This is a genomic window from Halorubrum sp. AD140, from assembly GCF_034497445.1.
GTDB lineage: Archaea > Halobacteriota > Halobacteria > Halobacteriales > Haloferacaceae > Halorubrum.
The window spans coordinates 1-21,427 of sequence record NZ_JAXRUU010000028.1; the positions used below are offsets into that span (position 1 = coordinate 1).

The 21,427-nt window shown below is 58.8% G+C and carries 18 protein-coding genes and 1 pseudogene; 11 read left to right on the top strand and 8 right to left on the bottom strand.

Annotated features, from left to right (window positions below; genetic code table 11):
- Positions 1 to 2,135 (bottom strand): HAD-IC family P-type ATPase (locus tag U4E84_RS08875; RefSeq protein WP_322531740.1); only part of this gene is annotated, 2,135 nt, incomplete at its 3' end.
- Between the two features lie 217 nt (positions 2,136 to 2,352).
- Between U4E84_RS08875 and U4E84_RS08880 the strand changes: the two genes are divergently transcribed.
- The gene (locus U4E84_RS08880; RefSeq protein ID WP_322531741.1) at positions 2,353 to 2,916 is read left to right on the top strand and encodes a diadenylate cyclase; all 564 of its coding nucleotides are present in this window, start codon (positions 2,353 to 2,355) and stop codon (positions 2,914 to 2,916) included.
- Between the two features lie 96 nt (positions 2,917 to 3,012).
- The gene (locus tag U4E84_RS08885; RefSeq protein ID WP_322531742.1) at positions 3,013 to 3,444 is read left to right on the top strand and encodes a pyridoxamine 5'-phosphate oxidase family protein; all 432 of its coding nucleotides are present in this window, start codon (positions 3,013 to 3,015) and stop codon (positions 3,442 to 3,444) included.
- Between the two features lie 81 nt (positions 3,445 to 3,525).
- Here the strand turns inward: U4E84_RS08885 and U4E84_RS19030 are convergent, their stop codons facing one another.
- A complete protein-coding gene (locus tag U4E84_RS19030) occupies positions 3,526 to 4,071 on the bottom strand; it encodes a cation:proton antiporter regulatory subunit (RefSeq protein ID WP_369698425.1) in 546 nt (181 codons plus the stop codon).
- A gap of 366 nt (positions 4,072 to 4,437) precedes the next feature.
- Between U4E84_RS19030 and U4E84_RS08890 the strand changes: the two genes are divergently transcribed.
- Together U4E84_RS08890 and U4E84_RS08895 are read left to right on the top strand one after the other, a co-directional pair.
- Complete coding sequence (locus tag U4E84_RS08890) at positions 4,438 to 6,123, top strand: cation:proton antiporter (RefSeq protein WP_322531743.1); 1,686 nt, start codon at positions 4,438 to 4,440, stop codon at positions 6,121 to 6,123.
- On the top strand, positions 6,116 to 7,774 hold the full coding sequence (locus U4E84_RS08895; RefSeq protein ID WP_322531744.1) for a cation:proton antiporter: 1,659 nt from the start codon (positions 6,116 to 6,118) through the stop codon (positions 7,772 to 7,774). Before U4E84_RS08890 ends, U4E84_RS08895 begins: the two co-directional genes overlap by 8 nt.
- Here the strand turns inward: U4E84_RS08895 and U4E84_RS08900 are convergent.
- Positions 7,761 to 7,985, bottom strand: a pseudogene (locus U4E84_RS08900) (universal stress protein); the annotation flags it as partial. The gene U4E84_RS08895 and the pseudogene U4E84_RS08900 overlap by 14 nt on opposite strands.
- Positions 7,986 to 8,233: 248 nt before the next feature.
- Between U4E84_RS08900 and U4E84_RS08905 the strand changes: the two are divergent.
- Complete coding sequence (locus tag U4E84_RS08905; RefSeq protein WP_322531745.1) at positions 8,234 to 9,706, top strand: DASS family sodium-coupled anion symporter; 1,473 nt, start codon at positions 8,234 to 8,236, stop codon at positions 9,704 to 9,706.
- Positions 9,707 to 9,989: 283 nt separating this feature from the next.
- On the opposite strand, the gene U4E84_RS08910 is transcribed toward U4E84_RS08905, so the two are convergent.
- The gene (locus U4E84_RS08910; RefSeq protein ID WP_322531746.1) at positions 9,990 to 11,069 is read right to left on the bottom strand and encodes an alpha/beta hydrolase; all 1,080 of its coding nucleotides are present in this window, start codon (positions 11,067 to 11,069) and stop codon (positions 9,990 to 9,992) included.
- Positions 11,070 to 11,793: 724 nt separating this feature from the next.
- On the opposite strand from U4E84_RS08910, the gene U4E84_RS08915 reads away from it, so the two are divergent.
- Entirely contained in the window at positions 11,794 to 12,522 is a 729-nt protein-coding gene (locus U4E84_RS08915; protein ID WP_322531747.1) for an SDR family NAD(P)-dependent oxidoreductase, read from the top strand.
- 21 nt (positions 12,523 to 12,543) lie between these two features.
- Here the strand turns inward: U4E84_RS08915 and U4E84_RS08920 are convergent, their stop codons facing one another.
- Positions 12,544 to 13,533 carry a sodium:calcium antiporter gene (locus tag U4E84_RS08920; protein ID WP_322531748.1) on the bottom strand — a complete coding sequence of 330 codons (990 nt, stop codon included), beginning with the start codon at positions 13,531 to 13,533 and terminating at the stop codon, positions 12,544 to 12,546.
- A gap of 447 nt (positions 13,534 to 13,980) precedes the next feature.
- Complete coding sequence (fabG, locus tag U4E84_RS08925; protein ID WP_322531749.1) at positions 13,981 to 14,751, bottom strand: 3-oxoacyl-ACP reductase FabG; 771 nt, start codon at positions 14,749 to 14,751, stop codon at positions 13,981 to 13,983.
- A gap of 332 nt (positions 14,752 to 15,083) precedes the next feature.
- Between fabG and U4E84_RS08930 the strand changes: the two genes are divergently transcribed.
- The 3 genes from U4E84_RS08930 (at position 15,084) to U4E84_RS08940 (ending at position 18,188) form a co-directional block, all read left to right on the top strand.
- On the top strand, positions 15,084 to 15,302 hold the full coding sequence (locus tag U4E84_RS08930; RefSeq protein ID WP_322531750.1) for a DUF2892 domain-containing protein: 219 nt from the start codon (positions 15,084 to 15,086) through the stop codon (positions 15,300 to 15,302).
- Positions 15,303 to 15,429: 127 nt separating this feature from the next.
- Positions 15,430 to 16,872 (top strand): carotenoid oxygenase family protein, encoded by a 1,443-nt coding sequence (locus U4E84_RS08935; RefSeq protein ID WP_322531751.1) that lies wholly within the window; start codon positions 15,430 to 15,432, stop codon positions 16,870 to 16,872.
- A gap of 41 nt (positions 16,873 to 16,913) precedes the next feature.
- On the top strand, positions 16,914 to 18,188 hold the full coding sequence (locus U4E84_RS08940) for a saccharopine dehydrogenase NADP-binding domain-containing protein (RefSeq protein ID WP_322531752.1): 1,275 nt from the start codon (positions 16,914 to 16,916) through the stop codon (positions 18,186 to 18,188).
- Between the two features lie 208 nt (positions 18,189 to 18,396).
- On the opposite strand, the gene U4E84_RS08945 is transcribed toward U4E84_RS08940, so the two are convergent.
- On the bottom strand, positions 18,397 to 18,579 hold the full coding sequence (locus U4E84_RS08945; RefSeq protein ID WP_322531753.1) for a ribbon-helix-helix domain-containing protein: 183 nt from the start codon (positions 18,577 to 18,579) through the stop codon (positions 18,397 to 18,399).
- Between the two features lie 368 nt (positions 18,580 to 18,947).
- On the opposite strand from U4E84_RS08945, the gene U4E84_RS08950 reads away from it, so the two are divergent.
- Positions 18,948 to 19,259 (top strand): hypothetical protein, encoded by a 312-nt coding sequence (locus U4E84_RS08950; RefSeq protein ID WP_322531754.1) that lies wholly within the window; start codon positions 18,948 to 18,950, stop codon positions 19,257 to 19,259.
- A gap of 643 nt (positions 19,260 to 19,902) precedes the next feature.
- Here U4E84_RS08950 and U4E84_RS08955 read toward each other — a convergent pair.
- Entirely contained in the window at positions 19,903 to 20,196 is a 294-nt protein-coding gene (locus tag U4E84_RS08955; protein ID WP_322531755.1) for a hypothetical protein, read from the bottom strand.
- A gap of 247 nt (positions 20,197 to 20,443) precedes the next feature.
- Between U4E84_RS08955 and U4E84_RS08960 the strand changes: the two genes are divergently transcribed.
- Entirely contained in the window at positions 20,444 to 21,217 is a 774-nt protein-coding gene (locus U4E84_RS08960; protein ID WP_322531756.1) for an SDR family oxidoreductase, read from the top strand.
- The last annotated feature ends 210 nt before the right edge of the window (positions 21,218 to 21,427 follow it).

Sequence of the window (21,427 nt, forward strand, 5' to 3'; positions counted from 1 at the left end):
CGCTCCATCACGTCGTCGCTCTGTGGATCCGCACCCAACGCCAGCGCGGGCAGTCCGTCTGTGAGCAAGTTGATCCACAGAAGCTGCACCGCCGGTAACACGAGGTAACCGAACAGCGAGGCGAGAAACACGATCGCGACCTCGGCGATATTCGCACTGAGCAGGTAGGCGACGAACTTCCAGACGTTGTCGAAGATAGCGCGCCCGCGTTCGACTGCTCGCTCGATCGTCGCGTAGTTGTCGTCCAGCAGGACCACGTCGCTCGCGTGTTTGGCCACGTCGGTCCCCCGGACGCCCATCGCGACGCCGATATCGGCGGTTTTCAACGCCGGTGCGTCGTTGACTCCGTCGCCGGTCATCGCGACGACACGGTCGTTTGCCTGGAGCGCACGCAGGATGCGCACCTTGTGCTCGGGGGACGTGCGCGCGAACACGTCGACCGTCTCGACGCGCTCGCGAAGTGTTTCGTCGTCGATGCCTTCGAGGTCACGCCCCTCCATAACCTCCTGCCCCATTCCGAGTGACCCCGCGATCGCGGCAGCAGTCCGGACGTTGTCGCCGGTTACCATTTTCACGTCAATGCCGGCGCGCTTCGTCGCCGCGAGGGCGTCGGCGACTTCCTCCCGTGGGGGATCGATCATCCCGACCAGTCCAACGAACACGAGATCCTCGGCGACGTCGTCTGGGTCCTCAGCGTGGGCGATGGCCAGCACGCGGAGTGCGTCGTCCGCGAACGTCCGAACCTGCTCTCGGATGCGGTCGGCCGCTTCCGAAGTAAGAGCTGTCGGTCCGTCTGCCGTCAGTACACGCGAGGACTTCGAGAGGACAACCTCCGGTGCTCCCTTGACGTACGCAACATCGTCGTGAATCGTACCCATCCACTTCGTCTCGGAAGAGAATGAAATTTCGTCAGTTCGAGGGTGGTCGTCGCGAACTGCCTCGACATTGATTCCGTAGTCTTCAGCTGCGTTGACCAGTGCCTGCTCGCTTGGATCACCTTCCTCGTGGGTTGCATCGTTGCAGAGTGCCCCGGCGCGAAACAGCAGCGACAGTCGGTTCTCCTCCACTCTGTCTCCGGTGTCGTCAAGGTCGACGACGGCGTCGTTCACCCACACTTTGCTGACACTCATCCGTCCCTCGGTGAGTGTCCCCGTCTTGTCGGTACAGATGACATCGACGGCACCCAGCGCCTCGACGGCCGACAGTCGACGAACGAGTGCGTTCTCGTCTGCCATGGTTCGCACCCCGAGCGCGAGCGTCAACGTCACGACGGCCGGGAGCCCCTCCGGGACCGCGGCGACCGCGAGAGATACTGCGGTGAGACCGGCCTGGATCGGGGGCGTCTCGCGAAGCACCAAGAGTGGAACGACCAGAGAGGCCAGCACGAGCACGCCGAACCCGAGGCGACGGCCGAGTCGGTCCAGTTCGTTCTGGAGCGGGGTTCGTCGCTCCTCGGTCGACGAGAGCCCCTGTGCGATCGCGCCGACCTCGGTGTCCATGCCGGTCGCGGAGACGACGACGGCGCCACGCCCCCGGGTGATGTTCGTCCCCTTGTACACCATACTGCTGCGCTCCGCGAGCGGTGCATCGGGGTCGACCGGCTCCGGGGACTTCGAGACCGGCGCGCTTTCGCCCGTGAGGGCCGCCTCGTCCACCTCGATATCCGCCTCTTCGAGGAGCCGTCCGTCTGCGGGGACGACATCCCCGCTTTCCAGTTCGATGACGTCACCGGAGACAAGTTCCGTCGCGTCGATCTCTACGGTGGTCCCATCCCGCCGAACGGTTGCCGTCGGTGCCGTTAGTTCCCGAAGCGCTTCGAGACTCTGTTCGGCGCGATAATCCTGGATGAAGCCGAAAATCCCGTTGGCGACGACGAGGGCGACGATGAGAACGGCATCGAGGGCATGGCCGGCCCAGACCGAGAGCAGGGCCGCAGCCACCAGTACCCAGATGAGGACGCTGTCGAACTGCGCCACGAGAATGGTCAGTGGTGTGCGCTCGCTCACCTGGACGACTTCGTTTTCGCCGTGTTCTGCGAGCCGCTGCTGGGCTTCCTCGGCGGATACTCCCTCGGCAGTCGTTTCGTGAGCCGAGAGGACAGCTTCGGCCGGCTGACTGTGCGGCTCTTCGATCACTACGGATTACTAACCCTCCCATACCTATTGATAATTGTGCGTAGCTACGACCAAGTGACCTTTCCCCGGTCACGATAGCTGCTCGGGTGGATTGGACGAGACCGCTCTGTTGGAACCGTCGTCAGCCGACTGAACGGGTCCGCGGGCGCTGAACCTCATCGTGACGGTATTCCACCGTGAGATATCTTTTATAATCCCGCGATGAATTACGTACGAGATGTGCGAGGATTCGCTCACGTTCCGGTACGCGAATCACCCTCCTGTCGAAGAACTCATCCGGACTGTCACGGACTGCGTAGAGAGCGTGAGCCTCGAGTTCGACCAGTGGGAAACGACGTACGTACAGGGGCCGGGACTGTACATCGTACTCGTCGCCGGAACGTCGATCGATGAATACGCCGATCCGATAGGTTCGAATCGATGGCCCGTGGAGGAGTGTACAGTGGTGGATCACGAGTCGTTTTTCGAGACTGCTCGAACGGTCGCCCTCAACCGCGATGGAGCGGTCATCATCACGGTCGACGGCACTATTCACGAGCAGATGGTTCGACTCAAAGACATTCCCGAAGACCACGACGCCGCCAGCAGGGGAAGGGCGATCGCGTATGCCGACTGGATGGGTGCCCGTCACATGAGTGCTCTCGAAACATCTCTCCGAGACGACGTGGTAACAACGATCACTCTCAGTGGAGAGACAGGCCGCGTCACCCGCTTCACTGACGGTGAATACGCGTCCTGCCAGCGTGAAGAGATTGCTGCCGAGGGGCGAGGGGAAGACTGAACGACTATCTGCGTGTTCGGTGAGTGTTGGGCCTAATCGCGGATCGGACCTCGATGCCAAGGAGCCTATATGAGCCTCCGTCACGTGAAGTTATCTATGGATCACGTCGAATACGTGTATACAACGGGGATGACTGAGTCCGAGGTCAACGACTACCTGCAAGCCGGCGAGCACGGTGTTCTCGGATTAGCGGACGACGACGATGCGTACGCGATCCCGTTGAGTTATCACTACGACGGCGAGCGACTCCTCCTTCGAGTGAGCCAGCACGATCACGAGAGCGAGAAAGGACGATTCCTCAGAACGACAGACACTGCGACGTTCGTGTGCTACGAAGCGTCAACGGACGAGTCGTGGAGTATTCACGTTCGTGGTCCAATCGAAGAGTGGTCAAAAAATGTCGACGAATCTACACTAAACAAATGGTTTCAGCCGTTTCGCCTGTTCGACGAAACAGTGGAAAACGTCGAGTTCTCTCTGTATGAACTCCAGATAGAGACTGTCCTCGGACGAAAAACAGTCGTGTAGGTGGCTTGTGAGCCGTGCCGTTGCTGAGAGACCGTTGCAACCCTTGGCAGGCGAATCCGAACCGGTGACCTTACCGGATCTCTACAGGTGTGAACGAAGACTGTCACGTACAGAGGACGGAGGATACCTTCGGAACAACATGGCGTCACTTTCTCCATCTAATTTCGTACTCGAGTTCGTACCGTTCTTCTCCCGTTTCAGAATCCGTGAGTCGTTCGAGTTCGGCTTCAAATAGTGGATTTTCTGCTCCGTTGAAATCCGTAGCAATTGATAGTAACAGCGTGCTGAATACTCAGCGCGAATGCAGCAGAGCTGGTGAGAGCTTCTTCGAAATTCCTGGGGGAGGAGAGACAGACTGTGGTCAAAGCGCCAAAACAGGGGGACCAGTGTCCCGGGCACTAACGGATTCCTGACCTGAATGTCGTCATCCGAACCAACAACTACCAACACGTCATTGGCCTGAATCCGAGTATCGGGTGACGGGTTCGATATCGTATTTGTCTCGCGCTGAATGCCGATAATCGAAGCGTTCGTTTGCGTCCGGACTTCCTCCTCTCGAATCGTCTTTCCAGCAAGCGGTGAATCCACTGGGGTTGCTATCCAGCGAATCCTGGCATCCCGAAACACATTCTCCAGATCTTCAGGTACCGGTTCGAAATACGTCCCATCGAAAATCTCCGCCAGCTTCCGAGCCTGCGACTACGTCGTTTTGAACAGGCGCTTACCGTCGCTGTCTTCGTCTTCGGTCCAGAAGGCCTCGCGGTCCCGTCGCTGTACAGGAGGATCGTGAAAACCCCACTGTCCGCAAACGAAACCTGGTATCGCGTCCCCACGCCGGGGAGTTGCGTCTCGCGCACTTTCATACCGTATCGCTTTTCCGCCCACCATATCGGTGTTCTGCCCCAGAGCGGAAAACAGCCCCTCATCATAACTCATCGGAGAGCAATGTATAGGTCAACGCCGAATCAAGAACCAGGTAGAGTACGTATTCTGATGCAAGCAGAGACTGTCTCGCTCACAGCTGACTTCTCGTTGATTATCCTCACGGCAGTCGCATTGAGCTACGTCGCACAACGAACCGGCCAACCGACGATCATTGCCTACATCTTCACCGGAATCGTTCTCGGACCGGTATTCCTGAACGTCGTCTCCGAAACCGTCGTTGTGGATCTGATGGCGGAACTCGGGTTGGGCTTCTTGCTCTTTCTCCTCGGAATGAAGATGCGTATCGACGACATCCGCGAGATTCTTCGCCCGATCATCAACATCGCGGTCTGGCAGACGGTCCTGCAAACGGCGTTGGCCTTCGCTGTCGCGTGGCTGCTCGGATTCGCGCTTGTCGAAACCGTCATCATCGCACTCGCAACGGTTTTCGGGGCGACGCCGATCATCGTGAAACTGCTCACGGACAAGGACGAACTTTCGACGCTTCCGGGGCGAATCGACGTCGGCGTCCTCATCATTCAGGACATCTACCTCGTCGTTCTCCTCGCACTGCTGAGCGCTGAGTCCCTCGGGTCAACGAGCGAGGTTGCCCTCAGTATCGGGACTATCTTTGCACTGATGGCCGGTATCGGTGCGTTCTCGTACGTCGCTTCGAAGTACGTGCTGCCACGGTTGTTCGAGCTCGCCGCTGACGATCAGGAAACCTTCTTCGTCGTCGGGATCGCGTGGGCGTTTCTGTTCATCGTCGTGGCAGATCAACTCGACCTCTCGATCGAGGTTGGTGCGTTCCTGGCCGGACTCAGTCTCGCCCAGGTCTCCTACACGAGTGAACTCACCGAGCGCGTCCGCCCGTTAACGGACTTTTTCATGGTCGTGTTCTTCTCAAGTATCGGGCTCAGACTGGCTGCCGACCAGCTATTCGCGTATTGGGAAGAAGCGCTCATCGCATCCGCACTCATGATGATAGGTAATTTCCTAATCATGTTCGGCCTCATCAACTACGAAGATTTCACGCCTGAAACGTCGTTCATCGGGTCAATCAACCTGATTCAGGTCAGTGAGTTCTCTCTCGTCGTCGGAGCGATTGCCGTGTCACAGGGATTCGTCGGCCCTGATATCCTCGGGTTTCTCAGCCTGATGGCTATCGTCACGATGGGTCTTTCGACGTACGTTATCAACTACAACTACCAAATTTGGGAGCGCGTCGAGCCCTACTTCGCCCGTTTCGAGAGTCCGGACAAGCACGACGTCGAACTCCTGACGTACCGCGACCACGCCGTCGTGATCGGCTACGACGACGTTACGAAGCGGGTTCTTCCACGCCTGAAAGAGGCGTACGGAGACGTCGTCGTAATCGACCGCAACCCGAGACATCTGGAATTTCTCCGGAACTCCCCGTACGAGTATATTTACGGCGATTTCAAACACGGAGAGCTTCGGAAAGCCGCCGGGATTGGACGAGCCGCGTTCGTCCTCAGCTCGTCAGTGGAGCAGGACGTCAACTGGACGGCACTACGGGAAGCCGACGAGGACGCGCTCGTCTTCGTCGAGGCCGAGTCAAAAAACGACGCGATTGAACTCTACCGACGAGGCGCGACGTACGTAATCAGTAGCACAGCGCTCACGGCAGGCCGACTCGCGGACACGGTCGAATCGTATCTCGTCGATCCCGAGGAGTTCCACCGAGAGGTGACCCGCGAAAGGACGACGCTCGGTGGTGGGACCGATGACTGAATTGCTGACGCCATTGGCGACGATTTTCGTTGTCTCGGCAGTGTTCTTGCTCGCGGCAAAGTACGTTGGAATCCCGTCTGTTCCGGTATATATCGTCGTTGGCATACTGATTGCTCCTCTTATTGGGCGCGGAGAGACGCTGGTGCTGGCTCAGTTTGGAATCGCGTTTCTCGTCTTCGTATTCGGCGTCTACGTGGAGCCAGAACGCCTCCGGCTAGTCGCCACGGATAGCGAACATATCGCAGCAATCCAGTTCCTCCTCATCGGTGGTGTCGCAGTTGCCGGCGCCCTGCTGTTCGGACTACGGCCGCTGGATGCGATCTATATCGGCATCGCGACTTCGCTCAGCTCGTCGCTCGTCGGCCGTGAGCTACTGGGCGAAAACATCCACCTCGACCTCGTGTACGGACGGCTCACCCAGTCGATTCACTTCGTCCAGGATCTCTTTGCCGTCCTGTTCGTTCTCCTGTTGAGTGCCACAGCCTTCGAGTTGGATGCGATTGCGGTGGAACTCGGGTACGGCGTTATGGTTCTGGTCGCAGCGCTGTTCGTGCGAGTCTACGTCTTTACTCAACTCGTACGGTTGTCTACCGGTTCCGAGGAAGTGATCGCACTCACGGGTATCGCGCTTCTCGTCGTTTTCGTCGCGGGAGCCGAGTTGCTCGGTGTTTCAATCGTCGTCGGTGCCTTTGCCGCCGGAGCGGCGATCAAGCTCCGCTTCGAGGGGAACCTGGCTTTACTCAACGCTCTCGATTCGCTGGAGAGTTTCTTCACTGCGATCTTTTTCGTGACGCTCGGGAGTCTCGTTGCGCTACCGACGATCCATACTGCACTACTTGCAGCCAGTTTGACAATATTTGTTGTTGTGGTGAAGCCCCTCGTGACGATTACCGCACTCGTCCGGCGAGGATACGAAGTTCGGACAGCAACGCTGACCAGTTTGCGACTCGATCAAGTAAGCGAGTTTGCTCTCATCATCGCAATTCAGGCGCTGATTCTGGACCGGATCGATCCCGGCGTCTTCGATGCCATCGTGCTCGCAGCAGCGGCAACGATGATCACGTCCACAGTAACTCAGCAGCACGACGAGCGATTCTTCCGGTGGCTGGACGGTTGGCTACCGTATGAATCTGCCCACGAACGGACACGGAATCGGAGCGCGGTCGATCCGGATATCGCCGAGCATGTCGTCGTTATCGGCTATGGTCAGCTTGGGCGACAGGTTGTCCGGACGTGCGAGCAGCTCGGACAGTCGTATGTCGTCGTGGATCACAATCCCGAGGAGTTCGATGCAGTTCGATACGAGTGCGATAACTACGTTTTTGGTGACGTAATGTCCGATATCACACGTGAATTCGCTCGTGTGGATCGGGCCCAGGTACTCATCTCTACGACCCCGGATCGGCGAGTGACAGAGTACCTGCTTGCTCTCGATAGCACCTCTGACGTATTCGTGCGGGCGAGAACGAGTGACGAGGCAGAGAGTCTCTACGAAGCGGGCGCGGAATACGTGATGGTTCCCGATGATCTCGCAGCAGGTGCACTCTTGGAGACCCTGGACTCCGCGCTCACTGGCAGTGTTACGCCAGGCGGTCTTCGACGATCAGAACAGCGGTCACTTCGAGAATTCAAACGCCTCAACGGAAGGTAGTTCTACGAGTAGTGTGAGCCGTCATCGGTTGACCAAGCGAACACAACATGAATACCGAGATGATTCGAGCAGCGGAGTGTTTAACCATATCACCACATTCGGTCACAACCCCAACAGTAGTTCTGGTTTCGATAACGTAGACTGCGTGAAGTTCGGCTCCGTACTGCTGAGCCAAGTCGAGAGCGTGGCGCGTCGCGCGCTGCGGATTATCACGCCCATCTGTGAGCGCGAAATCCGATTACACATCACATCAAGCTACGTGTCGAGGAGCAAAGAAACGGGGGGTAAAACAGGATGCTCAGGAGTGCTCCACCAGCCACAATCGTTCTCGCACCAGAACCTTCACTGATACGTACATTGTAGTAATTCGCACTCTCTCGAACACTGGCTCAACATACACGTATGGTATCTCATAGTCGTCTCTCTAAGTTTGTCACCCGACAGCAGATCGGGTTAGTTTTGGGACCCTCACTGTTCGTCAGCGTTCTCCTGTTTTCACCGTTCGACATCCCCTCGTCCGCGAATGCAGCGCTCGCAAGCACTCTCTGGATTGCAGCCTGGTGGGTGACAGAAGCCATTCCGATTCCAGCGACGAGCCTCCTTCCTATCGTACTCTTTCCCCTGACTGGCGTCGTTGATGCTCCGGCGGCTACGGCACCGTATGCCGACCCGGTGGTGTTTCTGCTACTCGGAGGATTTCTGCTCGCACTTGGCATTGAGCGGTGGGGTCTTCACAGGCGAATCGCACTCAGTATCATGAGTCTCGTGGGTACGCGGTCTGATCGGCTTCTGCTCGGGTTTATGCTGGCAACTGCCTTCCTCTCGATGTGGATATCGAATTCCGCGACGGCAATGCTGATGGTGCCAATTGGGACCGCAGTCGTCGTCTCGGTTGGGGCTGTTGACGAACAAGAACAAGAGATGGCTGCGGGTAACGAGGACGACGATATCGTCGCAGGTGTTCGTACCGATCCAGACGAACGTCCTGCTAGTGACTTTGGACTCGCACTGATGCTTGGGATCGCGTATAGCGCATCAATTGGTGGTGTGGCGACCCTGATCGGCAGTCCTCCGAATGCCGTCTTTGCAGGCGTGGCAGAATCCCGACTGGACGTACAGGTCAGCTTTCTCGACTGGCTTGTCTTCGCCGGGCCGCTTTCCGTCGTGTTTCTGTTCGTCACATGGCTACTGCTGGTGAAACTCCTTCGACCGGAGATTCCCGACGATCAGGCCGTTGATACCATGATTCGGACACAGCGGGAGGAACTCGGAGCGATCACGCGTGGTGAGCGACGGGTGCTGGTAATCTTCGTACTCGTTGCAGCTGGATGGCTCCTCCGACCGTTTGTCCTGCAACCGCTGTTCCCTGCAGTCACAGACACGGTCGTTGCCATCGTTGGCGGGGTGCTCCTGTTTGTCGTTCCTGTCGACTACGAAAAACGTGAGTTCCTTCTCGACTGGAGTGATGCGACACGCGTGCCGTGGGGCGTTCTCTTACTCCTCGGAGCGGGTTTTTCACTGGCAAATGGGTTCCAGGAGAGCGGACTAGACACGGTTATCGCACAGGGTTTGGCCGGTATTCCGGGCGTTCCCGTCGTTCTTCTCGTCCTTGTGGTCGCTACGACCGTCGTCTTCTTGACGGAGGTAACGTCGAACACGGCGACGGCGACGGTCTTTATGCCGATCATGATCGGCCTCGGCATGACCCTCGGAGTGTCGCCGCTCACGCTGATGGCGACCACTGCAATCGCGGCCTCGATGGCGTTTATGCTTCCGGTGGCGACGCCCCCGAATGCCGTCGTCTTCGGCAGCGGCTACGTAACGATTCACAAGATGTCGCGTGTCGGCCTATGGTTGAACCTGCTCGGCATCGTCGCCATCATCGTACTCACGTACCTGTGGCTGCCAATCGCGTTCGCATTCGCTGGGTAGGCTGAGAAGTCGTGCGAACCATAGGGCGGTTCCCTCTCTTTCCTTAGGAAAAGTCCGGACACGGGTATCCCAACGTGCCGTAGTCCGGGAGTGATTCCAAATACAGATTAACGCCAACTCGTCCACCCGCCACAGGTTTGCGTCTCGATAACCGCCCAACTGCGAGGTGATTATTGGTCGAACGGGGACGCTATTACGTTCGTTCACCGGTTGAGCGGAGTGATGTGCATCTGGGACTCGCGTACAGCTATCCGGCCAGTCTGGCGCGGCACGAGAACGGATCTTACTTCGTACCGTCACTCGCTTGTCCAGTCATTTCTCGAATCATGCGACGTTGAATCTCGTCACCACGAAGCGCGTGAAAGTACACGCCGAAATGGTCGGTTGGCCATATCGTCCGGTTTGCGTCGGGGACGTCCCATTCGTCAAGTGTCGATTCGGCGTGCTTGTATAGTGTCGCGTCGTCGTTGATCCCAGCGAACGGATAGATGTCACCCGGCGCTATTCCAGGAGTGGAAGGTGGTCGGAGAAGCGGTGTGAGCGTAGATAGCGTGTTCCCGTTCCACCCCGCGTCTCGCACCGCACTGGTGACGTTGAGCAGTTCAGTTATCGTACTCTCTTGGAGGAGCCGAACAATCTCCGTCGAGAACGCGACCGGAAACGCGGCATCGGGTCGCAGTTCCTCTGACCACCTCCCTGCGTGGCCGATGACAAAGGCGGTCACGATACCACCGAGGCTCATCCCACCGAGTCCCACGCGCGGTGCACCTCGCTGCCGTGCCCACGCAGTGAGGATCGCGGTTTCCTGAACCGCTGCACCGTAGGATTGAAACAACCCCACTGGAGCGTGAGCCAGATATGGTTCACCAGAGTACGATCCGGGAAGTTCCCTCCGTCCGCTCCAGGGTGATTCGGGGAGGATCACCCGAATTCCCTGTGGTGCGAGGTTCCGGCCAATATACTCTTCCTCGGGCCAGTAGGGAAGCGAATCGTTCATCATGCCAAGGCCGCTGTGGAAGATCATCGTTGGAAGAGCCTCATCACCGGCGACCGGTTCGTAGACGCGGGCATACGCTGTCGGGTCCACGTGTTCTGATGGAGACTGGAAGCGAACGATGTACTCCCGAGTTCCGGGTCCAGCCACCGCAGCAGAGGTCTCGATGGAAGCCGACTCGGGTTCACCGTACAATAATGACGGATCTTCGAGTTCGTTGGCCCACTGGTCAAACACGTCGTCCGGAGCGGGGACATCAAACTCGATGGGAGCGATGTTACGGGCCAATCGTCCGAACGCAAGTGTCGGTTTGCGATACGACTCCGACAGCTCTCGCCGTCGTTTCTCAAGCGTAACCCGTTCTTCCATCGGCGGAGGTGACTCCGTCCAGAACGCCGCGTCCCAGGCCGCCTTTGTTCGTTCGTATCGCCTGCGCCGTTGGGTATGTGCGTCGAGTTTTCGCCGTAGGTGTCGGCGGCGCCATCCCCCTGGAATCGGTAGATCAAGTTGACGGCAGAAGTCAGGTACGTCGTCCGTTCGATCGGCAGTCGCACGAGCTCGTGCGACGGCGAACTCTGTCGGCAGCGATTGTAACTTCACTCGCCGAAAAAGTCGATTGTCGAAGACTGTGGCGAACGGAGAGAGCAGAAATCGGTGTATTCGGGGCGTTTGCAGGTGGGCCATCTTCGAGTGACTCGTCTATATGAGCAAAGTATGCTCGGTCCAATTCCGATCTCCTGTTCGTCAGTCGAACTCTCTCGGTGACCATCGCCGTTTTTGATTTCTTCAGTAGCTGCAACGAGTGTTTCGGCGATCTCTGCCCGCGCACGGGGTTCCTCGATTTCGAATAGTATTTCTTCGGGAATCAAATAGAGATACGGTCAGTAGCGCCATGACTACGGCTGGAGACTCCAATACGAGAGGATTCATCAGAGGAGCGATACTCGGTGTAGTATTCTCCTGGAAAACTGCTGTATGTCACGTAGGCCCGTAATATACACACAAACACGACATCTCATCCGTCGATTCTGATCAGGATGGGGAGATGTCGCTCGGGTGAATACTTAATCACCCGCAGAATATAGGAGGTGCTATGCTCGATGGAAAGGTCGCAGTCATCACTGGCGGTTCGACAGGTATCGGACGGGCATCTGCGGTGAAGTACCTCGAATACGGAGCCGACGTCGTCATTGCGAACCGGTCGAGCGAGACCGGCCAAGCGACAGCAAAGGAACTCGGCTGTGACTTCGTCCAGTGTGACGTCGCCGACTACGATCAGGTGAAAGCACTCGTCGAGGCGACTGTGGAGGACTACGGTCGATTGGATGCAATGGTGAATAATGCTGGAATCGGTCGTGTCGGGACAGTCGAGGAGATGGCACTCGATGATTGGCACGACGTGATGCGGATCAATCTGAACGGCGTCATGCACGGGACGCGCGCGGCGTTACCACACCTGAAGGAGTCCGAGGGAAGTATCGTCAACATCGCGTCGATCTACGGGCTCGTCGCGGGCCCGAGTGCGACTGCATACGCGGCGGCGAAAGGCGCAATTGTCAACTTCACACGGTCAGTCGCCGTCGATTACGCCAAACAGAACGTACGAGTCAACAGCATCTGCCCGGGCTTCGTCGAAACACCGATGACTGATCCCGCCTTTGGTGAAGAGGAATTCTACGAGTACGTCCATGGACAAACACCGATGGGGCGGGTCGCCCAACCGGAGGAAATCGCGGGGCTTGCGATGTTCCTCGCCTCTGATGAGGCCTCCTACATAACGGGCGCGAATATTCCGGTTGACGGCGGGTGGACAGCACAGTGAGTTACAGCGGTGTTCAGCCGTTTACTGGCCCGGGAACAAGAGAAGACGACCGGCTACGAACACGAAATACAGGCCCAACAGGTAGCCGCCCTCGGTTCGGGTGAGTTTTCCGTCGTTCACGTACAGCGTCCACCCGAGCAACCCAGCACCGGTGACGAGCTTGAACGGGAGGTCCCAGAGGACGACAGCCGGAGGGACGTAGTAGGTGGAGATGGCACCACCCATGCCGATACCGACGAGGGGATTGACGATGTTGCTCCCGATGAGGGTCCCGAGTGCGACGTTCGGAGATCGTCGACGGATCGCGTCCATAACGGCCGTCAATTCGGGTAATGCGGCTGCCACGCCGATGGTTACGATTCCGATCATCGATCCGCCGAGATCTAGCAAACCGATGACCACCTCGATGACCGAAAGCATGAGCGATGCGGAGAGCAGCACTAACACGAGCAGGCCTGTCGCGACGACGGCATCCCGTCGAGGGTTGGTGCTCGGTGGCTCTCGAAGTGTCTGCGTTCGTTCCCGACGGGTAACTACGATCCCAACATACACGACGTAGAGAGCCAACAGCAGAACCCCGTCAAGCCGGCTGATCCTTCCGTCCCAAGCGAGGGCCATCGTCACGACGAACACGCCAAGCATCGGAAGGTAGCTCTCACGAACGAACGTCCGAGAGAGATCGAGATTCCCGTATCCGATGAGGAGGACACCGACGAGCAGGAGTTGCTGGACGGTCGACGAACCGGTATTGCCGCCGATGACGACAGCAGAGGTAGTCTGATAGTCCAAGACGCCTGAAAGGATGCCCAGCGACGCGATGAGATGAGAGCTGAGCTCCGGCAAGCTCGTCCCCACTGCGAGGATGGTCATACCGACGAGTACCTCGGAGACGTCGTAGAACTCCGCGATTGCAAGCAAGCGATCGATAGCACGACTCGCCGCCGTCACGAGGGTGTAGAGTGCTACGGCACCGACGGACACCAGCGTCAGTAGCTCGCCCGAAACCGGCATATTACCGCTCAGCCAGCCACGTCTCGTCCCACGGTCGTTCGTGGTCGGAGTCAAACTGTTCAGCGGTCCACGCCGGACAATTCTCGCACTCCCAGATCCGGTGAACTGAGCCGTCCCGAGTCACGACGCCGACGGACGCCCAGGCGTGACGCTCGCAGGTCTCCGTCTCGGACATACGTGGATAGAAGGTCAAGCGACATCGAGAAAAACCCATCTCTCGTCCGTTCGGATTCGCGGATGGATCTCGTATCGCCTGCTCCTGTGCATCTGCAGCATCTAGACCGTAACGAGTCTATGGACTATCGAGTAGAATCAACCGCAGGCGATGTGCGACATCTGCGGAATCCCCCGACGTAACGCGTGTAGCTTTCAGTCCATTCAAGACTATTCGTCCAGAGCAGCGGAACCGATCACGCGGGGGTAGTTTCAAAAAAGATCATGACGTTGCTATTCTTCGCCCTCAAGCGCCATTATCGATTCCGGAAGCGTTTGTCCCCCGTCTACGACGAGCGTCTGTCCAGTGATGAACTTCGCCTCGTCAGATGCTAAGAAGACCATAGCGTGTCCGATATCTTCGGGTTCCCCTAACGTTCCGAGCGGAACGCTTGTTGTCATCTGTTCGATGTACTCCTCGCCCAAATCGTCTAACGATTCAGTACGGATGTTCCCGGGAAGAACGGCGTTGACAGTAACGTCGTGGCTCGCTAATTCGAGTGCCGCCGTTCGCATGAACCCGAGCATCCCGGCCTTCGTCGCACCGTAATGGCTCCACCCGGGGTACCCAGTTATTGGACCGGTTATTGACGACGTCAGCAGGACTCGTCCGGATTCCCCGTCTTTCAGGTACGGGAGACTGGCTTTCACGGTCGTGAACGTGCCTTTCAAGTTCACGTCTAAGACTCGTTCCCAGTCGTCCTCCGTCATCTCGTCAAGCGAAGCCGATGGGTAAATACCGGCATTTGCACACACGACATCGACGCCACCGTACTGTTCTGCGACTGCCTTGGTGACTGCTTCCATATCTTCGAGGCTAGTTACATCGCCGGCATACGCCTCAACAGTCCCACCTTCGATGTCGGTGGCCGCCTGTCGAACTGCCTCCTCATCAATATCGACGAGGACGACGCGTGCGTCGTGGTTGACAAACGTCTTGGCGATCCCTTTGCCGATTCCGCGTGCGGCACCAGTGATTACAACCGTTTTTTGATCGACGTTCATAGCTATGCCGTAGCTTGCAATAGCGACTGATGAACCAAAATCTCATCCCCTCCTGAAGAAAGTACCACCCGGTTAGCGCAGATTTACATAAGGCATCAATCTGACGTTGAGAATCCCGTTCGGAGACGATTGTGGTTGACCGGTGCTTTGACGCGTCGTGCGCCTCGATGGCGTTGTCGCGTTCGGCGTCCCGACCCGCGCGCCTTCGGGCATGCCGATTGATCCGTTTCGGGGGAAATAAATCCCGGTGGAGGACCGTCGGACCGCACGCGAGATGTACGGACGGGCGTCGGGAACGACCCTTTTAGTCCGTTCAGCCGTAAGCGTGGCTCGTGAAACGGAACGTCGGCCGGATCGACGCGCTCGCTCGGATCGCGGGCGGCGTCGTCATCGTGGCGCTCGCGCTCCTCGCCGCGAACGGGACGCTCACCGTTCCGGTGGTCTCCGCGGCCGGACTCGGCGTCGCCGGCGCGGTGCTGATCGTGGAGGGGGCGACCAGACGGTGCCTGCTGTACCGCGCGCTCGGAATCGATCGCTGCTCGGTCGAGTGACGCGCGGTACGGGCCCTGGCCTCGCGTGACCCGGTGTCGATCGCCTTGATCGTCGGTTTGGACCCCCCTCGGTCGGCGTCCGCTCAGAGACCGATGGTAATAGGCGCATCCGCCCGTACTGTGATGTGTGACCACACCGAGCGATCACCGCGCCGGGTTCCGCACGCAGCGCGAGGAGATCGAGAACGAGCGGCTCCCCGTCGACGGGTCGTTTCCGGACTGGCTGGTCGGGGACCTGATCGGCAACGGTCCGGGGCAGTTCGAGGCCGGCGACACGCGGCTTCGACACTGGTTCGACCCGTTCGCGCTGCTGCGCCGGTTCCGGATCGAGGACGGAACGGTGACGTACGCGAACCGGTTCGTCGAGAGCCGCGACTACGCGTTCGCGGAGCGCGGCGGTGGCGTCCGCACGCCTTTCCCCGGGACGCCGCCGGACCGCCCGATATGGACGCGGGTCCGGCAGGTCCTCTCCGGAACGTTCCCGGACAACCCGGTCATCGGCGTCCAGCGGTTCGGCGAGGAGCTCGCGGCGGTAACGGAGTCGCCGACGGCGCTGACGTTCGACCCGGACACACTTGAGACGACGGGGCAGATCGACCTCACCGCGGGGCTCGACAGCGACCTCACGCTCGCGCACGTCCACCACGCCCCCGAGGAGGACGCCTTCTACAACCTCGGCGTCTCGTACGGCCGCGAGACGACCTACACGCTGTTCCGCCGGCCGGCCGACGGCGGCACGCCGACGGCGCTGACGCGGCTCCGCTTCAACGAGGCGCCCTACGTCCACTCGTTCGCGCTGACCGAGCGGTACGCCGTCGTCACCGTGAACGCGTTCGGGCTGGACGCGCTCCGGCTCCTCCGAGGCGCGGTGACGAGAGAGACGTTCCTTGACGCGTTCCGGCCGCTCGACGCGCCGCTGCGGTTCGTCGTCCTCAACCGGACGACCGGCAAGCACGAGGCGACGGTGACGGCGCCGCCAGCATTCGTCTACCACCACGCGAACGCCTACGAGGCCGACGGCGAGCTCGTCGTCTACCTCGTCGCCTTCGACGACGAGCGCGCGGTCACCGGACTCACGCTGTCGAACCTCCGGAGCGACGACCCGGACCTCCCGAGCGGCGACCTCCGCCGGTACCGACTGCCGCTGTCCGGCGGCGACGCCGACCGCGAGCGCCTCCACCGCGGTCCCGTCGAGTTCCCGACGATCAACTACCGGGCGGTGAACGGCGAACGGCACCGATACGTCTACCTCGCGGAGACCAACGGCGGGTCGAGCCTACCCACGGCCGTCGCCAAGGTCGACGTCGAGGCCGGCACAGTCCGTCGGTGGGGCGAGTCGAACACCTACCCCGGAGAGCCCCTGTTCGTGCCGGCGCCGAATCCGACCGGCGAGGACGACGGCGTCCTGCTCTCAGTCGTGCTGACGCCCGACGCGGACCGCTCCGCGCTCGTCTGTCTGGACGCCGGGACGCTGCGCGAGCTGGGGCGAGCGCACCTCCCGCACCGGCTCCCGTACGGCTTCCACGGCCAGTTCTACGGCTCGTCTTCGCCCGGGCGGAGCATGGCGTGAGCGACCCGCCGGTTTACCACGCCGCCGCCGAAAAGGAGAGTATGGAAACGGCAGACACCGATCGGACGCACGACATCGTCGTGTGGGGCGCCACGGGCGTCGTCGGGCGGCTCGTCGCCGACTACCTCGCGGGGCGGTACGGTCCGGACGAGCTGGCGCTGGTGCTCGGCGGTCGGAGCGCCGACAGGCTCGGCGGGGTGGCCGACGACCTCGCCCGGCGCCACGACGACTGGGAGGCGGTCCCCCTCGTCGTGGGCGACGCGACCGACGGCGAGAGCCTCCGCGAAATGACGCGGGAGACGCGCGTCGTCTGCACGACAGTGGGGCCGTACACGACATACGGGACGCCGCTGGTCGAGGCGTGCGTGGAGACGGGGACCGACTACTGCGACCTGACCGGCGAGGTGACGTGGATGCGGAAGATGATCGACCGGTACCACGAGGCCGCGGTCGACGCGGAGACCAGGATCGTCCACGGCTGCGGCTTCGACTCCGTGCCCGCCGACCTCGGAACCCTGCTGGTGCAGTCGTTCGCGGCGGAACGGTTCGGCGTGCCGTGCGAAACGGTTCGTATCTACCTCGAAGCGGGCAGCGGCGGCGTCAGCGGCGGGACGCTGGCCAGCTTCGGCGAGGTGTTCGAGGCCGCGTCGACCGACCCGCTCGCCCGGCGGACGCTCCGGAACCCGTACTCGCTGGCCCCGAGGGGCGAGCGGAGCGGGACCGACCCGGGCGAACAGCGGTACCCGCGGCGGGACACGCTGCGCTCGGCGTGGACCGCCCCGTCACCGATGGCCCCAGTGAACGAGCGCGTGGTCCGGCGGAGCAACGCGCTCCTCGGGTACCCCTGGGGACGCGAGTTCCGGTGTACAGAGGTCGTCCCGACCGGCCACGGACTCACCGGAGCCGTCGGCGCGGGAGCGATCGCCGGCGGTCTCGGCCTGTTCAAAACCGCGATGTCTGTGGGGCCGGCGCGGTCGTTCCTCCGTCGGTACGTCTTCCCGAAGCCGGGTGAGGGGCCGACCCGCTCGGAGACCGAGCGGGGCTCGTTCACCGTCCGGCTCCTCGGGCGCGGGATCGCGGGCGACGGATCGTTCACTGTCGAAGCGGAGGTCAGCGCCGGGCTGGGGCCCGGGTACGGTGCCACAGCGCGCATGATCGGCGAGGCGGCGGTGTGTCTCCTCCGCGACGACGTCGACTCGCCACTCGACGGAGGCGTAGTGACGCCGGCGTCGGGGATCGGACTCCCGCTCGTCGAACGGCTCCGCGAGACGGGATTCACGATGACCGTCGACGAACCGGCGCGCAGCAACGACTGACTGCCGTCACCACGAGATCCGCTCGAAAAGAATGACCAATTCGAGAACGCTACTGATTTTTCACCAACAAGTTAGAGTCCATTGCTGATTCTTCAATATTGGATTGACAGTGACCAATGTCGGGCAGTGCTGGCGAGATAGCAATCGGCTATCGCGGCTGACAAGTTAACCAACAGTAGAACTGGTCTCACCGCTTGTTGATTAAAATTCAATCAGTCTCCTTCAGGTCGACTCGTCCATGCCGCTCATCAATCTCGTCGAGCGTATCCAGTGTCTTCCGAATCGATGCGCGAATCGCGTCGCTTCGATTGACGAACTTTCCCTTGTCACCAACGTGCTCATCAAGATCATCAAGCAGTTCTTGGGGAATCTCGACGCTGACCTTCGGCATACACTCGTATTCGAAGGAGAATATCTTCAGCCTATCGCACAGCACACCAAACCCACCCAGAGTCCAGCACCACACTCAACGCGCATCGCTTCGACATTCACCTCCATGGGCTCATTTGCTCTTGCGGGTCACAGTCTTCTGCTCTCCGCCACTGCACTCGATACCGCCCACGAAGAAGCTGGTTCAATTTCTGCTATTGAGACGCCACGGTTCTTCGATTTTTATCGATCACTGTCGATTTTCATCGCAGAAGGGATGCTCTTCACGACCCCATTGAATTTCAAGACCGCTTGGAGAGGAACACGGGCATTCAATAACCTGGTGCTCTACGACTCAGGACCGTACACAACGGCCTGTACAAACTGCTGTTGAGCGAAGTCTATTACGCAATCCGCGGTATCGCCCCGGCAGCGCTACGGGATCCTGAAGCGTTCGCCACGTATCTCAGCTCCATGGTGATGCAGACTGTCGAGTTTATCCAGAAGGTCAAGGACATCAATCCACTCACTTTCCTCGACACAGCGAAATCAATCGGGCGTGAGTTCGAAACCTTCGTCAAGAACACGTACGATGTGACCACAAGCGATGTCGATATTACTGCGATAGCAGAGGAAGCTCTCTCCGAATTCACGACTACCTCCGATTCCAGAACATTGTACACCCCGACTCAGGGATTTTAACGCTCAGCAGAATGCTGGCTCGGAAACATGGAAATGTGTGAATCCACATTGTGCCAGTTCTCTCTCACAGTATAGTACTGGTATGGTTAGTATGAACTTTGGATACCACCAGCAATGAATACAGTCTGATCTGGCTCTGTTGAAATCTCAGAGATTGGTTGATGGATACAGAAAAGAGGTTTAATACGAGGATCCTAGCGTCTGACTGATTCTTATGCGTGATGCATTCTAATGTTCCCGATATGCAAGATATCGTCGGGGTAAATTGTGAGTGTGGGTCTAAAACGACCGACAGCACTTTTGTTGGTCAACGAGGGGAGAGTTGTAGCATCTGTGGAGAAAAATTGGAAGAAATGGTATACTATGGAGGGGCTACGATTTTAGTTTGTTGCAATTGTAACTGAATAAAACTGCCCTGCTGTATTCGCGTTCTGTGTTCAGTAGAAGGCTCGTAAAATACGGATTTTCTACTAGCAGATGCGTACGAGATACAGAGAATGAGTTCAGCACGGCGATCATGTCCATTGCACACGCTCAGGCCAAAACCAACGGTTCTGTTAACCCTCAGTAAGTGATATATTTCGACGTAGTCGCGGTCAATACAGAACATCACCGGACTGGTCAATACAAGAGACCAAGGCTATCAATCAGTGTCTCCCGACTCATCGGTAGTCGTTTGTGTAACCGGGAATATCTCTGTGTCAGGCGAGTTGACCGGGCTGTCAGGTCCGGTGAGCCACGCAGAGAGGTAGACAACACAGGCGGCGATGACAGCCACCGGCAGCTGACCAGTAAAAACCCCATAGACAACCGTGACAACAATCGTAGCGCGAGTGAGTGTGTGACGTTCAGCATTGTCGTAGTACACCAATGCCGCGACAACAAGCGCTGAAAGCGTGAACCCCGCTCCAATTAAGACCTCACCGATCAGGACCACTGAATACGCAAATCCACCTATGCGGCTCCGTTGAAATCCTCAGCAGGTGATATGTTTTTGGAGCTGTGCTGAATACAGCGCGCGTATCTCGCACAGAAGTATCTCTTGATTCGATCTATGTTGGATCGATCAACATAGTCCTCGTATTTCTCAATCATGAGTACAGTTTTAGGCCGCGGCGTTATGCGGATTCAACAGGACACAGTTGAGATACAGTTATTTCTTCTCCCGACCTAGATTGCGTGCAATGTCCACATTACTCAAAGACAACGTGGCGGTTGTTACCGGTGGCTCCAGCGGAAATGGACGCGCAATTGCCCGTCGGTTCGCTTCGGAAGGGGCCGACATCGTTATCGCGGATATTCAGGAGTCGCCTCGCGAGGGCGGGGACTCAACGCACGAACTAATCGAGGCCGAAACGGAGGCGAGGGCGACGTTCGTCGAGTGTGACGTCACGAACGTCGATGATCTCGAGGCGGCGGTTGAGGCCGCCGAGGAGTTCGGTGGTATCACCGTGATGGTGAACAACGCGGGAATCTTCCACGGCGAGGAGTTCCTAGAAGTCGACGAAGATGCGTTCGATCGGATGATGGACATCAACGTCAAAGGTGTCTATTTCGGCGCACAGGCGGCCGCAAAGCGAATGATCGAAGCCGGAGGCGGGCGGATCATCAACCTCTCGTCGGTGGCTGGACTCGAGGGCTCGGGCGAGTTCATCACATACTGTGGGACGAAAGGCGCCGTGCGACTACTTACGTACTCGATGGCGGCGAAGCTGGGGCCCGATGGCGTTCGAGTGAACGCTATCCATCCGGGGCTGATCGAGACGACGATGACGACTGATGACTACCCGATTATGGGTACAGATGCTGAAGAAGAGTTCTTACAGGCAATCCCGTCGCGGCGTGCGGGCCAGCCTGAAGATGTCGCGGATGCAGCGCTGTATCTCGCAAGTGATCTCTCAGACTACGTGAACGGTGAATCGCTTGTCGTTGACGGCGGGATGACGAATACACAGTAGATACGAAACAACGGCCACAAAGAAGGGAGTGGCCGTCTGATTATTCTCACCTATCACCGTATACCGTGGGTCGCTATTTATCATCGATTTACAGACGGAGATCAGCCATTTCTGGTTAAAACTCAGTAATCGATTCGCAGGGGGCATTCTCTTGGATGAATCAGGACCTACTTTGGAGAAAATAACGTAGTTGCTCTGCTGACTCCATCC